The sequence below is a fragment of the Pseudodesulfovibrio pelocollis genome, assembly GCF_030282845.1.
GTDB lineage: Bacteria > Desulfobacterota > Desulfovibrionia > Desulfovibrionales > Desulfovibrionaceae > Pseudodesulfovibrio > Pseudodesulfovibrio pelocollis.
In genome coordinates, this window is the sequence record NZ_JASTWE010000057.1 from 1 (window position 1) to 15,214 (window position 15,214).

General features: G+C 65.7%; 12 protein-coding genes. 7 read left to right on the forward strand and 5 right to left on the reverse strand.

Going from position 1 to position 15,214, the window contains the following annotated elements; translation table 11 throughout:
- Positions 1 to 338: 338 nt before the first annotated feature.
- Both QQS14_RS14980 and QQS14_RS14985 read left to right on the forward strand, forming a co-directional pair.
- On the forward strand, positions 339 to 1,304 hold the full coding sequence (locus tag QQS14_RS14980) for a chymotrypsin family serine protease (RefSeq protein WP_285907825.1): 966 nt from the start codon (positions 339 to 341) through the stop codon (positions 1,302 to 1,304).
- Positions 1,305 to 1,429: 125 nt separating this feature from the next.
- The gene (locus tag QQS14_RS14985; protein WP_285907826.1) at positions 1,430 to 2,188 is read left to right on the forward strand and encodes a dimethylarginine dimethylaminohydrolase family protein; all 759 of its coding nucleotides are present in this window, start codon (positions 1,430 to 1,432) and stop codon (positions 2,186 to 2,188) included.
- Between the two features lie 81 nt (positions 2,189 to 2,269).
- On the opposite strand, the gene QQS14_RS14990 is transcribed toward QQS14_RS14985, so the two are convergent.
- Positions 2,270 to 4,315, reverse strand: coding sequence for an AsmA family protein (locus tag QQS14_RS14990; RefSeq protein WP_285907827.1), 2,046 nt, complete (start codon positions 4,313 to 4,315; stop codon positions 2,270 to 2,272).
- Between the two features lie 177 nt (positions 4,316 to 4,492).
- Positions 4,493 to 5,524 carry a DUF1786 domain-containing protein gene (locus tag QQS14_RS14995; RefSeq protein WP_285907828.1) on the reverse strand — a complete coding sequence of 344 codons (1,032 nt, stop codon included), beginning with the start codon at positions 5,522 to 5,524 and terminating at the stop codon, positions 4,493 to 4,495.
- A gap of 104 nt (positions 5,525 to 5,628) precedes the next feature.
- Between QQS14_RS14995 and QQS14_RS15000 the strand changes: the two genes are divergently transcribed.
- The gene (locus QQS14_RS15000; protein ID WP_285907829.1) at positions 5,629 to 6,501 is read left to right on the forward strand and encodes an esterase/lipase family protein; all 873 of its coding nucleotides are present in this window, start codon (positions 5,629 to 5,631) and stop codon (positions 6,499 to 6,501) included.
- Positions 6,502 to 6,586: 85 nt separating this feature from the next.
- Here the strand turns inward: QQS14_RS15000 and QQS14_RS15005 are convergent, their stop codons facing one another.
- Positions 6,587 to 8,173 carry a HEAT repeat domain-containing protein gene (locus tag QQS14_RS15005; RefSeq protein WP_285907830.1) on the reverse strand — a complete coding sequence of 529 codons (1,587 nt, stop codon included), beginning with the start codon at positions 8,171 to 8,173 and terminating at the stop codon, positions 6,587 to 6,589.
- A gap of 31 nt (positions 8,174 to 8,204) precedes the next feature.
- Positions 8,205 to 8,663, reverse strand: coding sequence for a chemotaxis protein CheX (locus tag QQS14_RS15010; RefSeq protein ID WP_285907831.1), 459 nt, complete (start codon positions 8,661 to 8,663; stop codon positions 8,205 to 8,207).
- 225 nt (positions 8,664 to 8,888) lie between these two features.
- Between QQS14_RS15010 and QQS14_RS15015 the strand changes: the two genes are divergently transcribed.
- Positions 8,889 to 10,085, forward strand: a complete 1,197-nt coding sequence (locus QQS14_RS15015) for an MFS transporter (RefSeq protein ID WP_285907832.1) — start codon at positions 8,889 to 8,891, stop codon at positions 10,083 to 10,085.
- Positions 10,086 to 10,809: 724 nt separating this feature from the next.
- Here QQS14_RS15015 and rimO read toward each other — a convergent pair.
- The gene (gene rimO / locus QQS14_RS15020; protein WP_285907833.1) at positions 10,810 to 12,141 is read right to left on the reverse strand and encodes a 30S ribosomal protein S12 methylthiotransferase RimO; all 1,332 of its coding nucleotides are present in this window, start codon (positions 12,139 to 12,141) and stop codon (positions 10,810 to 10,812) included.
- 98 nt (positions 12,142 to 12,239) lie between these two features.
- Here rimO and QQS14_RS15025 point away from each other — a divergent pair, with 98 nt between their 5' ends.
- The 3 genes from QQS14_RS15025 to thpR all read left to right on the forward strand — a co-directional run bounded on the left by QQS14_RS15025 (position 12,240) and on the right by thpR (position 15,214).
- Positions 12,240 to 13,718, forward strand: coding sequence for a two-component system sensor histidine kinase NtrB (locus QQS14_RS15025; RefSeq protein ID WP_285907834.1), 1,479 nt, complete (start codon positions 12,240 to 12,242; stop codon positions 13,716 to 13,718).
- A gap of 42 nt (positions 13,719 to 13,760) precedes the next feature.
- Positions 13,761 to 14,375: an RdgB/HAM1 family non-canonical purine NTP pyrophosphatase gene (rdgB, locus tag QQS14_RS15030; protein WP_285907835.1), complete on the forward strand. Its 615-nt coding sequence runs from the start codon at positions 13,761 to 13,763 to the stop codon at positions 14,373 to 14,375.
- A 233-nt stretch (positions 14,376 to 14,608) separates the two neighbouring features.
- Positions 14,609 to 15,214 (forward strand): RNA 2',3'-cyclic phosphodiesterase, encoded by a 606-nt coding sequence (gene thpR / locus QQS14_RS15035; protein WP_285907836.1) that lies wholly within the window; start codon positions 14,609 to 14,611, stop codon positions 15,212 to 15,214.

Below are 15,214 nucleotides of genomic sequence, written 5' to 3' on the forward strand. Positions count from 1 at the left end.
CGACTGGCGCGAGCCTGATGGGAGAGGTGCGTCCAAAATCCGGCATTTCGGCCAGAAATGGCCGGGAAAAGCCGGAATTGAGCCCAAGTTGAGGCGCGATCACACCATCAAATCGAGTGCAGAGGGCAAGATGCGGACGCAAAGGTGAGATGCGCAGAGGTCTCGATATCAGGTTGCTGTTGTGTTACGCATAACCTATATTTTAACAACGTAAACAGTCCCAAATCGTCGCCCCCGCCCAAACAGGGTGGGGCTTTCGGGGGAGGGTGGCCGGTGCCTATCTTGGCGCTGCGGCGCAGGCGTTGGCATGGCTCCGGGCACCAAAGGAGGATTTGGACATGAGAAAAATGCGAATTGCGGAAGTGGACTTCGAGGCCGTCAGGCTGTCGAGGGAGGAGCTGGATCGCGTGGAGGCGGTCCTTGACGAAGCGGTCATCAGCTTGCTGGGTGGCCGGATCAGGAACGTGATCGGCGTGGGCCGTGGGCACAAGTGGGTGGGCGGTCTGGCCACGGCCGAGGCCTGCATCCAGGTGCAGGTGATCGAGAAGCTGGAGACGGCCCAACTGGCTGAAGGGGACCGCATCCCGGACAGGTTCGGCGATGTCAGGACCGACGTGGTGGAGGTGGGCCACGTGGTCTTCGGAGCGTTGACAGCCAAGGTGCGCCCCCTTGAAACAGGGTACAGCGTGGGCGCGATCCACAAGAGCGCCAAGGCCACCGGCACGCTGGGCGCCTTTGCCGTGGGCGTGTTCGGAGCGCAGAGTCACTACTTCGTCCTCAGCTGCAACCACGTGCTGGCCAAGAACAACGCCTTCCCGACGGGCACCGAGGCCATCCAGCCTGGTCCCAACGACGGGGGCACGATCAACGACGCCGTGGGCCAGCTGTGGTCCTTCGTGCCCCTGTCCACTACCCAGGACAACCTTGTGGACGCGGCCCTGGCCACAGTGGAGGAGGACCTGATCACCCCTGTGAGGCCGTATGTGGCGCAGTGCGTCCCCGCCGCCGACATCACCATCGGCATGGCGGTGATGAAGAACGGCAAGACCACCGAGCTGACCGCCGGAGTGGTGGTGGCCGACAAGGTGACCATTGTGGTCGCGGACGCGCTTGGCAACCGCTACAGGATGGTCGATCAGGTGGCTGCCAGCTACGGCAGCGCCGGGGGCGACTCCGGAGCGCTGGTGGTGTCGCGCGAGAGCAACAAGGCGGTGGGGTTGCACTTTGCCGGTAATCCGGGCGTGTCGGCCTACATGAACGTCATGGAGAATGTGCTTGGGGCCCTGAAGGTCGCCCTGTACTAACCGACAGTTCCGGGGCGGGCGCGGCGCGGCGCGGGAAAGGGGGTGTGCCCCTTTCCCGCTTTCTGTTGGTCGCACCCCGGCTAAAAATGGTTTTCAGCCGGAAAAAAATGAAGTATCAAGCGGCGATGTTTACACACGCCATCACGCGCCGCCCGTCCGAAGAGATGGTTGACGGCATCACCAGCGCCGGTCTTGGAATCCCTGACCATCAACTCGCCCTGGCCCAGCACAAGGCCTACTGCATGACCCTGGCCGCCCTGGGCCTGGAGGTCACGGTGCTCAATTCCGAGCCGGGGTATCCGGACTGCTGTTTTGTTGAGGATACGGCCGTGGTCTGCGAGCATGTCGCGGTGCTGGCCCCGCTGGGCGCGGCCTCGCGCCAGGGAGAGGAGGCAAGCATCGAGCCGGTGCTGGCACGCCACAGGCCGGTGGTGCGTGTCATTCCGCCCGCCCTGTTCGAGGGCGGCGATGTGCTCCAGGTGGGGGACACCTTCTTCATCGGCCTGTCCGAGCGCACCAATGTGGCCGGGGCCACGGCCCTGGGCGAGACCCTGGCCCGCCACGGCTACTCCTGGCATGCCCTGGAGATGGGCGACACCCTGCATTTCAAGACCGATGTCAATTTCATCGGCGACGACACGCTGCTGGTCTCGCCGTTTTTCGACAAGGCCCCTGAGCTGGCCCGGTTCCGACGCATCGTGGTGGATGACGACGAGGCCTACGCCCGCAACTGCCTGTTCATCAACGGCACGGTCATCGTGCCCGCCGGATTCCCGCGCACCCTGGCCGCAATCAAGGATTTGGGCCGCCCCACGGTGGAACTGGACATGTCCGAATTCCGAAAGCTCGACGGCGGGTTGACCTGCCTGTCGCTGCGCTTCTAGCCTCGCTATAGCCTCGCATCAATGACGGAAAAGGCCGGGCACGTTCGTGTGCCCGGCCTTTTTTCATGGGTTTGGTTCGCCCTAGAAGAGCTTCTTGAGCAGGTCCACCGGGGATTTCTTCTCGGGCTCGGCCGCGTCGCCGCCGGTTTCTCCGGTCTTGGGGGTGCCGAGAATGGTCTGGCGCAGGGTTTCCTCCACCGCCTTGGTGCCATCCTTGAAGGTTCCCTTGAGCAGCGCCTCGGCCAGGGCCTTCATGTCCAGGCTGATGGAGGGGTCGACCAGGGAGCCCCTGGCCCGGATGGGCAGGGGCAGGCCGGTCAGTTCCTCGATGGATGCGCCGTCCTGGCCCTTGAGGGTGCCCACCACCGTGACCGTGGCCAGATAGTCCACGCTGTCCTTGGGCAGATCGGCCCAGCCTTTGCCGGTGACGCGCAAGAGCGGCGACTTCATGAGCAGGTCGTCGTTGACGATGTGGCCGTTGGTGATGCGCACACTGCCGAGCAGTTCGGCGAAGTCGGTGCGCATGGGCTCGTCGCCCGACACAGGCCTGCCGCGCAGGGTGTTGAAGGCGTCGCGCAGCATCTTGGCCACGTTGATGCCGTTGATGGCTCCGTCGGTGAAGGCGAAGGAGGCCGTGCCCGAGAGGGACCGCTTAATGGCGTCCGGGGTCAGGCCAGTGCCGGAGAGGTCATACTTGACCACAGTCGCGCCGTGCAGCTTGTCCTTGCCGGTCATGTCCTTGAGCAGCGGCCCGGCCTGGATGCCCGATGCCGTGGCCTGGGCCTTCCACGCGGCCAGCTTCGGCCTGGCGTCGAGCACCGTGGTGGCGTCGATGGTGCCGTCGTAGAGCTTGGCCGTGAAGGGCTTGATGGTCAGCATGCCGCCCCGGGCCAGGATCTGGCAGACGATGTCGGCCACGCGCAGGTTCATGGCCTTGGCCTTGCCCACGGTGATGCGCCCGCTCAGGTCCAGGTCGCGCAGGGCGGCAAGGTCGGGCTCGGTGGCCGGAGAAGCGTCGGCCGGGGCGGCGGGTTCGGCCTTGCCGGTGTCGCCTTGGCTGGGCGGGGGCATGTACCGGTCCGCGTCGATGTCGTCCACGTTGATGGTGAACTCGATGGCGGGTTTGGCGAAGTTCTTGACCGAGCCGGTGCCGGTGATGGTGGTGTCGTCAAGGGTGATGCGCAGGGATTCGAGGGCGGCGGCGTTGTCCGTGCCGTTGAACTTGAGGGAGGCGGTCAGGGCCGTGAGGGCGGTTGTGTCGGCCGTGACCGGCGGCTCCATGGCCAGCTGCTTCATGATCTCGCGCGGGCTGGTGCGGGCGAGGTCCAGCTCGCCGGAATAGGCCGCCCCGTCCTTGGTCCTGACATAGGCAAAGCCGGTCAGGCGCATGCCCAGGGCGTCGAGGGTCAGGCCGGTGACGTCAAAGGTGGCGGCGTCGAGGTCGAAGACGGCCGTGCCGGTCAGCTTCGGCCGGGTGGCGATCTTTGGCTCGTTCATGGCCAGGTCAAAGGCCAGCTCAAAGGGGAATGGGCGCTTGTCGCCGATCTCGCCCACCACGAGGTCGAGGTTGGCCAGGGAGATTCTCTTGCCCGAAACCGCGTCGTCGTAGACGAGGCTGGCATTGGTGATCTCCACGCCGAGCACCGACAGATCCTTGATGGATTGTCCGGAGCCGGAATCGGCGGGCTGGTCCTGTTTCGGGGCTGGCGCAGCCGTGTCCGCGGGTTTGGCCAGATCGTCCCAGTTGTTCACGCCCTGCGCGTTGACGGCCAGATTGGCGGTGAACCCGTCCAGGGCGATGACACCGATGGCCACCTCGCCCGAGAAGAGCGGCATGATGCGGATGGATGCCTCGGCCCGGTTGACTCGAACCATGGCCTCGGGCGCGAAGCCGGGCCGGTTGCCCAGGGCCACCGGCCCGACCTCAAGGCCGAGCCAGGGGAAGAAGCTGAACCCGATGTCGCCCTCGAAGACGAGGTCGCGTCCGGTCTGCTCCTTGACCAGTTGGGAGATTTCATTCTTGTACTTGTTGGGGTCCACGGTGAGGACCAGGATGACCGCCGCAGCCACAAACAGGGCGAGCAGCGAGCCGATGACGATGAGGCCTATTTTGAGCAGCTTGTTCATGACGGCTCCTTGTCTGGATGGTGTGTGCCAGGGCAGGCCGGGAGGACCGGCTGGCCGGGCAGAGCGTTTTCCGCACGCCTTTGTGGTTGGTAGCGCTCATCATATCACGTCAACTGGAGTGTGCCTAGCCCGAGTTGAAGATTTCGAGCTTGTCCCGGTGCCACCCTGTGGCGTGATTCAATCGCGCAGGGAAAGTCCCTTGATCAGGCCGAAGCAGCCCGCCAGCATCATGTCGCCGCCGGGTGCCGGAAAGGTCACGTCGTACCCGGCCAACAAACTCCGGCGCGGGCCGAGGACATAGGTGGGGCCGAATCCCCCGGCCTCGGCGGGCAGGTCCAGAGTCAGGCAGCCGTGGCCCTTTTCATCGAACACGCGCTCGAAGCTCAGGCGGCCCTGCCGGAACTGGGCCAGGTCTGCCCAGAGCTTGGGGCCGTCCACGCAGCCGGTGTGCTGCTCGTACACGCCATGGATGCGGCCATTGAACAGCAGAAAGGCGATGAGGTGCGAATTGCCGATGTTGACCAGGGTGATGCCGGTCTCGCGGCCGTGGCGCTCAATTTCGTCCACATAGAGCGCCCCGAGCACGGCTGCGGCCCCGGTGTCGGCCACGGGACCACCACCAATGTCGCGGCCCAGGTCGGCCAGCCGGGTGAGCATGGCGGGCGGGGTGTCCCAGACCAGGGTCTCGGGCCGTCCCGCGCCCTCGGTCAGCAGGGAGCGCCAGAGGTCGAACCGGCCCATGCGGTTTGACTTGCCGGGATGAAAGCCGTGGTCCTGGGCGCAGGCGGCCACCGAGCCGGGCCAGTCCAGCTCGGCCGTCTCGAAGAATCTGCGCCACCACGCCTCGTCAAAATCCGTGAGCCGTACCGGCGCAAAGCCGTCCGGGCACTGCTCGTCCAGCCGGACGCCCGATTCCTCCAGCGCGGCGAGATCGTCGGCCATGGTGTAAGCCGCGCTGCGGGTGGCGGCCACGGCCAGCCCGGCCTGCTGGTGGGCGCGGACGGCCCGGCTCACCCCGCCGCCCATGTTGCTGCCGTGCAGCCAGATGTTCCGGCCCTTGCCGGTCAGTTGCCGGATGTGCTCGCCGATGCGCCGGGCCGGGGCCGGGAGCACGAACTTGGGGCAGTTCTCGACTTCCATGTCAGGCGAGTAGAGCAGCACGTCCTGGGTGCCGCTGCCGATGTCGATGCACAAAAAGGTGTCGGCCACGGGGAATCTCCTTGGGTTTCAGGGGTAAGAGTACCTTGCCGCGCCCGTGCAGGCAAGGGCGGGTTGGCGTTGCGGTCAAGGCCCCGGGCCTGTACCATGCGGACATGTCATTTTTCGCCTGGACCCTGATCGTTGTCTGCGTCGTCCTGCTCGTGTTTTCCCTGGTCCGCTACGCCGCCTTTCTGGCGTCCAACGCCCGGGCCGGACTGCTGGCCGGGATCCGGGACAGCGGGGGCGGGCTGGCCCGTCCGCTGCTGGCCGGAATGGCGACCTCCTTCGTGGCCGGGGTGGCGGCGCTCATGGCCTATCCCCTGGCCTGGCTGCCGCGCCGCGAACGCGCGGCCGGGAACCTGCCCGTGGTCCTGGTGCACGGCCTCTATCACAACCGTTCGGCCTGGGTGCTTTTCTCCCGCAGGCTCGCCCGGGCCGGGTTCACCGACCTGCACACCTATGAATACAACAGCTTCACCGGGCAGTTCGACCAGGCTGTGGAAGGGCTGTGCCAAACCCTGGACCGGCTCCTCGGGCCCCGGCCCGGGGCGCGGGCCATTCTGGTGGGCCACAGCCTGGGCGGGCTGGTTTGCCGGGCCGTGGCCGCGGATTCGCGTTGCCGCGACCGGGTGGCGGCCCTGGTGGCGCTGGGTTCGCCCCATGGCGGGTCCGAGCTGGCCCGGCTGGGTGTTGGCACCATGGCGCGGGGCCTGATTCCGGCCTGCGGCGAGGCCGGGGGCGGCATACCGGCCCGGGTGGAGACGCTGCCCGAGCCGGACTGCCCGAGGCTCGCCCTGATCAGCCCGGTGGACGACTTTGTCTTTCCCCGCTCCTGCCTGCGTCCGGGCCGCCCGGGCTGGGTCGAGCACATGGTCCGGCCCATGGGCCATGTCTACATGCTCTATTCGGCCGAGGTGGCGGCCAGGACGGCGGAGTTCCTGCGCGAGGCGCTGCCTTCACGGCCCGGCGAGGGCGACGGCCGCTGAAAACCCTGACCCATGGAAAAAAGGCCGGGCGCGGAGATGTCTCCGCGCCCGGCCTTTCTGCACTGTGGGAAGGGAGGCGGTGTGATCAGCCGCCCGTGACCTCCAGGATCTTGGCCTTGAGGGTCTCGGGCTTGAAGGGCTTGGTGACGAAGGCCGTGACTCCGGCCTTGCTGGCCAGGCTCTGCTGCGAGGCCTCGGACTCGGTGGTGACCATGATGATGGGCACATCCTCGTAGCCCGGGGTGTTGCGCACCTTGCCCACCAGCTCCATGCCGTCCATGACCGGCATGTTCATGTCGGTGATGATGACTTCGAACTGGATGCCCTGCTCGATGTGGTCGTAGGCCTCCTCACCGTTGGAAGCCAGGGATGGCTCGAAGCCGAGATCGGTGAGGATGGCGCGGTGCATGGCGCACATGGAGCGCGAGTCGTCGGCGGCCAGGGCCTGCCTGGTGGTGATGTCCACCTGGGGCAGGCGGAGCATGTCCTCCTCGGCCCGGCTGCCGCCGATGTCCGCGAGCACGGCCCGGAAGGCGTCGATGATTTCGGGGTCTCTCGACTGGACCAGGGCGTCCATAAGGGCATCGCCCGCGCCAGCGTTCTCGTACAGGGCGTCGAAAAGGGTGGTGGCCCGGGTGGCGATGACCGCCTTGGCCAGCCTGTCGCTCTGGTCGTCGGCCTTGGCGACCATGGCGGTCATGGTGGAAATCATGCCGGGGTTGACGTGCCGCTCAAGCCCGCCCACCACGGCCATGAGGATGAGTTCGTCGGTCTCATGGAGCCCGTCCACCAGACAGATGATGCCTTTCATGGTGCCGATGCGGCCCAGGGCTTCGTACATGGCGTAGCGGACATTGGCGTCGTCGGCCTGCCCTTTGTCAAAGGCGGCCACCAGCCCGTCGGCCCCGGCACGGTCGCGCACGAAGCCCAGGACGTTGGCGGCCAGGATGCGGGTGTCGGTGTCGCCGGTCTCGAAGGCCTGGAGCAGCAGGGGCACCGTGGGTTTGCCCATGGCCGTGAGGGCGTCGGTGATGATGCGCCGCACCGTGGGATTCTTGTGGTGGAGCTTTTCCACCAGGAATCCGATGGTGTCATCGCGCTGGAAGGAGGAGAGGGCCTCCACCGCCTTCCAGGTGGTGATGTCGCAGGTTTCGTAGCGGTCCGGGGCCTCGCTCTCAACGAGCATGGCCTTGAAGCTGTCGATGGATGCCTCGTCCTGGAGCCTGCCCAGGGCCTCGATGCAGGCGGACTTGATGAACGGGTCCTCATGGTCCAGATGGGCCCGGAACACAGGCGTGGCCGAGGGGGCGGCGATGCGGGCCAGGGCGTTGAGGACCTCCATGAGCTGGTCCGGGTCGGTTTCCGCAGCGGCGATTTCGGCCAGGGGGCCTGCCGCATTGCGGAAGCCGTGCTCACCGGCCACGCGGATGCACAGGGTGCGCAGGCCCGGATGGGGGTCGGACAATCCCTTGATGACCGTGGCCTCGTTGCTGGAGAGCACCGCGTTGAGGGCGTTGACCACCATGTAGTCGATGGAGGTGTCGCCCACGGGGGTCTTGAGCAGGTCGATGAGCCCGGGCAGATCCCCGGAGTCCTTGTTGCCGGAGATCTCGTTGAGGATCATTATCTGATCCAGAAATTCCTTGCTCCTGAAGTCGTCTAGCGTCGCCATGCGTCTCTCCGCCGTTGAAGGTGGCTGTCGCCTACTCGAAACAGAATTCGATGGTGAAGTGGCCGTCGGGCGTGGTGAAGGGGATGGCCATGATCGGGGTCTTGGCCATGTGGGAGATGGTGTGGCCGTCGCCCATGATCACCGTGGGAGTGGAGCCCTGGAAGACGTACCCTCTCTCGGCCAGTCCGGCCCGGGCCTGTCCCGAGATCATGTTGGTCAGCTCGCCCACCGCGTCCTTCACGTCCTGCATGATGTCGTCGATCTCGTCGCCGAGCATGTTCTTGACGATGGCCACCGCGCATCCCTTGGAAAAGGAGAGGGAGACGCTGCCGTTGCGCTCGCCGGTGATGCCCACAAGGCCGGACACGTCGCCAGCGGCCACGGTGTTCTTCTTGACATAGGGCTTGCCCACCTGGGGCTTGACAAAGGCCATGGTCGAGAGCACGTCGACCGCCGCTTTTATGAAGGGTTTTGCCAGTTCGACATCCATGACTGTCTCCTTGAACTCCTGCCCTCCCGAGCCGCCACGAGGGAGCCGGGCCGATTATTGTCTCAATGAAAAAAAGGTCCGAGGACGCGCAAGTTTGCGCCGCCACCGTATTGGAAATAGGTATCGGCTTCGGCGAAACGGGTCAAGCCGCACGTAATGAAAATAAAGCCCTTGCACAAAAGGACTTGCGCCCGGACGGCCGAAGGAATAGAGCCAGAAACACCCATGCCCACGCCCACTTCAGACATCCGGGGACCATTTCGAGCGGCCCTTCCGGCCGTGCTCTTCGTCTCTGCCATCTTTTTCCTCAATTTTCTCTCGCGGGTCATGCTTGCGCCGGTCATGCCCCTTGTCCAGGCCGATCTCGGCTTTGCCCATACCGGGGCCGGGGTGGTCTTCATGGTCCATGGCGCGGGCAACGCCCTTGGGCTGCTTTTGTGCGGCTTTCTTTCCCGGGCCGCCACCCATCGCCGCACAGTGGGTATCTCGTCCCTGCTGGTGGGCGCGGCCGCCCTGACCGTGCCCCTGGCCGGAACCTACGCCTGGCTGCTGACCGCAGTGTTCGTCCTTGGCGTCTGCGTCGGGCTGTACCTGCCCTCGGGCATCGCCACCATCTTCTCCCTCATCCGCAAGGAGGACTGGGGCAAGGCCATGGCCGTACACGAACTGGCCCCCAACCTCGCCTACGTGGCAGCCCCGCTCCTGGCCGAGGCGGTGCTGCTCCACTACGACTGGCGGGCGCCCTTTGTCCTGCTCGGCGCGGTCCAGATCGTGCTTGGGCTGTGGTTCATCCGCTCGGGCCGGGGCGGAAACTTCCCGGGCGTGGTGCCCGGGCCGCGCCTGATGCTTTCGATTCTGCGGCGCTCGGACTTCTGGCTGCTGGTGCTCTTTTTCAGCCTGGGGGTGGGGGCGTCGGTGGGGCCGTACGCCATGCTTCCCCTCTATCTGGCCGATGTCCACGGCTTTGAGCGCGAGACGGCCAACCGGCTGCTGGCCGTCTCACGCGTCCTGGCCTGTGCGACCCCCTTTGTGGCGGGCTGGATCACCGACCGCTGGGGGCCGCGCCCCGCCATCCTCCTGTGTCTGCTCCTGTCCGGCGGCGGGCTGCTCGCCCTGGGGCTGTGTTCCGGCCCGGCGCTGGTGGCGGCCGTCCTGTTCCAGCCCACGGCGTCGGTACTCATGTTCGCGCCCGGGTTCACCATGCTCTCCACGATCTTCCCGCCCGAGCAGCGCAGCGTGGCCGTGGCCCTCATGGGCCCGCCCAATGCCCTGATCGGGCTGGGAGTGGTGCCCACCTTCCTCGGCGCCATGGGGGACGCCGGGTATTTTCATTACGGCTTCGCGGTGCAGGGGTGTCTGCTGCTGGCGTCCATAGCGTTGTTGCGGCGGCTGCCAGCCGGGACCGGGGGACGGGTGGATTAGGCGGGGCTGATCGGGTGAGGAGGGGGCAGAAGAGAGAAGAGGAAAGAGAGAAGAGAAAAGAGAGAAGAGAAAAGAGGAAGAGATGAGGAAGCCGCCTTTGGCGGTTATTTTTATGGGAAGGGTTTCGTCCCTTCGGGCCGAGGTACTTTTTGGCTGGCGCCCCAAAAAGTACCCAAAAAGTGCGCTTTTCTTCTGTGATCGTGTCTCCCGCGCCGCGCGCCAGTAACGTCGGCCCGCTGGCGAAACAGTTGTCGGCGTCGAAGACTCCGCCTCCGCCGAGTTTCGCCCTGGACGCGGCCCGACGAACTGGCGCTGCGACGCTCCCGCCCATTGCGCGGCTGGCGTAAGCAAAACCAAAAATGATGTGACCAGCGTGGACATAAAGAAAATCTCACGATATCGCAGGCCCATCCCGCCCTCTGCCGCCTTGATTCTTCCGGCCTCCGAGTGCGCCAGCCCTTAAGCCTCCTAAGGCCTAGAAGCTGACCAAGCGAGGGCTGCGGCTCTTCGAATCACGGAGCCGCTTCGGCGACTTGATTCGGGAGCAGCCCCGATTGGATCAGATTCTTGGCCGTGGAGTGCAGGCGGCCAAGCTGGAAAGGCCCTTTTCTTTGGTTACTTTCTTTTGGGCCAGCAAAAGAAAGTAACCCCGCCGGGAGGGCATTAAAAAAACTGGAGCGAAAGCGACGGCTCCTCCCTCCTTCCTCTCTGCCCCGCCCCATCGTCAGACAAGCCCCGAGAGATCGTAGGTGTCCGCCTTGTCTATCTCGGCCTGTACGATGGTGCCGGGGGTCAGGTCTTTGTCCGGCGGGGCGGCCACGTAGGTGGTGCCGTCCACTTCCGGGGCCTGGAACCAGGTGCGGCCGGTGTGCAGGCCGGGCCATTCCGGCGAGGGCGCTTCGATGAGCACGGGCAGGGTCTGGCCGACGTAGGATTCCATGATGTCGCGGCTGATGTCGGCTTGCAGGGCCATCAGGGCGTCTCGCCGGGCGAGCTTGGTTTCGTGGCCCACCTGACGGGGCATGGCCGCCGCCGGGGTGCCCTCTTCCGGCCAGTAGGGGAAGACGCCGAGGTGGTGGAAGCGTGTCTCCTCCACAAAGCGCATCAGGTGCTCGAAGTGCTCGTCGGTCTCGCCGGGGTAGCCGACGATGAAGGTGGTGCGCAGGGCGGCCTCGGGGAAGTGGGCGCGCACCCGGTCGATGACCTTGCGCGGGTTGCGGGCAAAGGGGCGGCCCATGGAGGCGAGCACGTCGGGGTGGGCGTGCTGGAGGGGGATGTCGAAGTAGGGCAGCAGCGGCTCGCCGATGGATTTGAGGAACCCGAGCAGGTCGTCGGTGAGCCCGGCCGGGTAGAGATACATGAGGCGCAGCCAGGCCAGACCGGGGATGTCGGCCAGCCCGGTGACGAGGTGTTTTATGGTGTTGTCGCCACCGAGGTCCGAGCCGTATGAGGTGGAGTCCTGGCCCACGATGACGATTTCCGGGACACTGGCCGCGAGGGTGCGCGCCTCGGCCAGCAGGGCTTGCACGGGGCGGCTCGTATGCGGGCCGCGGATGGAGGGGATGGTGCAGAAGCGGCAGTTGTGCGAGCAGCCCTCGCTGATCTTGAGGTAGGCAAAGGCCGGGCCGGTGGAGAGTCGGCGCGGTGCGTCGGAAATGGGGCGGGCGTGGGCCATGGCCTGGGCGATCATGTCGGGCCACAGGTGGAGCTGGTCGGTGGAGAGCCACAGGTCCACCTCGGGCAGTTCGTCGCGCAGGTCTTGGCCGTAGCGGCTGACCAGGCATCCGGCCACGGCCACCAGGGGGCGGCGGCCGGTGCTTTCGCCCGCCTCGTCGGCATCGCGCACGGCGTCGAGGATGGCGGCCACGGATTCCTCCACCGCGGGCTGGATGAAGCCGCAGGTGTTGACCAGGGCGAGGTCCGCCCCGGCCACGGTGTCTGCCGGGACCATGGCCGGGCCGAGGACGCCGAGCATGCGCTCGGTATCCACGAGATTCTTGGGGCATCCGAGGCTGACGGTGAAGACCGAAAGCGGCGTGGCGGTATCGTGCGTCATCTCTTTATCCTTTGAAAAAAGCCTGCAAATGTATTAGTGTCAGACAATGCCCTTTCCCGGTTGGCGGGCGGGGGAGCACGTCTGGTCAGGAGGTCACAATGCTGTCAACACACGGCGAGGACAAACGGTACGTCATCGGCGTCATCGGCGACATCCCGGCTCTACTGACATTTTGGCAGATGTTCAAGGACCAGGCCAACAGCATGGTGCTCCAGGAGATCGGCGTGGTGGCCGTGGCCCTGCCCGGGGGAGGTCCCTTGCCCGACGGTGCCCGGGCCGGGGCGAACATTCCCACTTACCCGGACTACCGGGCCATGCTCGAAAGCCATCCGGCCATCAATCTGGTCATCGAGTCCACGGGCAGGCCCGCGCTGGTGGGAGATCTGCGCGCCCAGCTGCCTGTCGGCGTCACTCTGGTGGAGCGCAACGCAGCGAGTTTCTTCATCAAGCTGCTGACATCGGACAAGATATGGGTGGCCTGCAAGATGGACCTGCTGCACACCCAGAACATGCTCAAGACCATCATCGACCAGATGGATCATGAAATACTCTTTCTCGACAACAAGGGCGAGATCGTGGGCGCGAACAAGACCGTGCTCGACAAGCTGGGCCGGGCCAAGAGGGAGATCGTCGGCCGCTCCTACTGCGAGGTCTTCACCGGCACGGACAAGCCCGAGTGCGGGTTCGAGAAGGACCCCTTCGGCCGGACCATGCAGACCCGGGCCCAGGCCGAGACCATGACCAGCGAGGTGGATACCGACGGCCGGGTGCGCTATTTCCGCGTCTATACCCATCCCGTGTTCGACGAGGATGGCACGATCAGCCATGTGGTGGCCATCCGGCGCGACATCACCCAGCGCACGTCCATGGAACACCGGCTGCAACAGGCCGAAAAGCTCGCCTCCATCGGCGAATTGTCCACCTACATGGCCCATGAGATCCGCAACCCGCTCTTCACCATCAGCGGCTTTGCCAATTCGCTGATGCGGGCGGGCGGGCTGGACGAGAAGGCGCGCGAGAAGATCGGGATCATCCTTGAGGAGTCCAAGCGTCTTGATGAAATCCTCAAGAGCCTGCTCAACTTCACCCGGCCCACCGAGGCCCAGGTGACCGAGGTTGACATCAACGAGCTGGTGCGGGCCACCATGGAGGTCATGAGCCTGCCTTGCGGGAATCAGGGCGTGGAGGCCCTGGTGGACCTGGACGAGAACGTGGCCAGGGTCCATGCCAACCCTGACCTGATCAAGCAGTGCCTGATCAATCTGGTCAAGAACTCCCTTGAGGCCATGCAGGGTGGCGGCCGCCTGCTGGTGACCACGGCCATGACCCAGAACTATGCGCTGCTGGCCGTGGAGGACACGGGCCACGGCATCCCGCTCGAAATCCGCGACAAGATATTCAGCCCGTTCTTTTCCACCCGGGGCAAGGGCGCTGGCCTCGGGCTGGCCCAGACCCGCAAGATCATCGACGAGATCGGCGGCGATGTGGACCTGGTCAGCAGGGTGGGCGCGGGCACCAAGATCACCCTGTATCTGCCGCCCATCCTGGCGGTTGCGGATTCCGAGGAGTCCGGGTAAGCACATCCCCTGTTTCCACACACCAGTCATCAGGGGGATTGCATGGACACCATTGTCCTGGCCACCGGCAACAAGGGAAAGATCCGCGAGCTTTCGGTGCTGCTCGAACCCTTCGGGGTGCGCGTGCGCAGTCTGGCGGAGTTCCCGGAGATAGGCGAGATACCCGAGACCGGGGACACTTTTCTGGAAAACGCGCTGATCAAGGCGCGCACCGTGGCCGAGGCCACCGGGCTGGTGGCCGTTGCCGACGACTCGGGCATCGAGGTGGACGCTCTGGGTGGCGCGCCGGGCGTCTACTCTGCCCGGTTCGCTGGCGAGGCGTGCGACGACCACGCCAATAACGAAAAACTGCTGGCCGAGCTGCGCGGCGTACCTGACGAAGAACGCACCGGCCGTTACCGCTGCGTCATGGTGGCCGTGGCCCCTTCCGGCGAGGGCATCGACGCGGACGGCAGCTACGAGATCCGCGTGGGACATGACTACCGGGGCAATGGCGGCTTCGGCTACGACGTCATCGTGGTGGACCCGGAGATGGGCTGCCACGTGGCCGAGCTGGACCCCGAGGTCAAGAACCGCCGCTCCCACCGGGGCAAGGCCATGCGCCGCCTGCTGGCCAAGTGGCCTGAGTTCTGGGCCAGGGTCAACGGCCTGTCGTAGCCGACTGTTGAAAAACGGCGATCTGCGTCGTTGCTTCAAAAAGTTCAAATCCTCACGTACCAGGAGTACGCTTCGGCCTTGAACTTTTTTCGCGCCTAGCATCTCACCATTTTTGAACAGTCTGTGTGGTATGATTATTTAACGGCCAGTCAGGGGTATCGACTACGCCTTGGGCGGGAAGCACCCGGCCGGGGCGTTTCGTTTTCAAGAGCAGGAAGGGGGAGGGCGCGACCATGCCGAGACTCTTCGTGGGGGTGGACATTCCCCCGGCCTGCCGGGAGAGGGCGGCCGTGGTGCGCCATTGTCTGGCCGGGCGGCTGGCCTCGGACATCCGCTGGACCCGGCCCGACTCCTGGCACCTGACCCTGAAATTCCTCGGCGACGTGCCCCCGGAAAGGGTGGACGCCGTGGCCGCAGCCCTTGCGGCGGTGGCGTTTGCGCCCTTCGCGGCCCGCCTCGGCGGCTGCGGCACGTTCCCGCCCCTGGCCGCCGCGTCGGGCAGAGGACGCAAAAGGGGTCAGCCCCCGCGCGTCCTCTGGCTCGGTCTCGACCGGGGCGGCGATGAACTGGCCCGGCTGGCCTCAGCCGTGGACGAAGCCCTCGCGCCCCTCGGCTTTGCGCCCGCCGCGACTCCCCATCATCCCCACCTGACCCTTGGCCGGGTGCGCCGCGCAGCGCCAGACCCCTGGTTCGAGGCCCTGGCCGCCTGCGACGCCGCCGATGCTCGCATCGGAGACTGGCCCGAGTTCACGGTGGACGCCTTCACCCTCTGGCGCAGCGACCTCATGCCGGATGGGGCACGGCATAGGGTGATAGAGCGGTTCGGGGGCGGCGGTTAA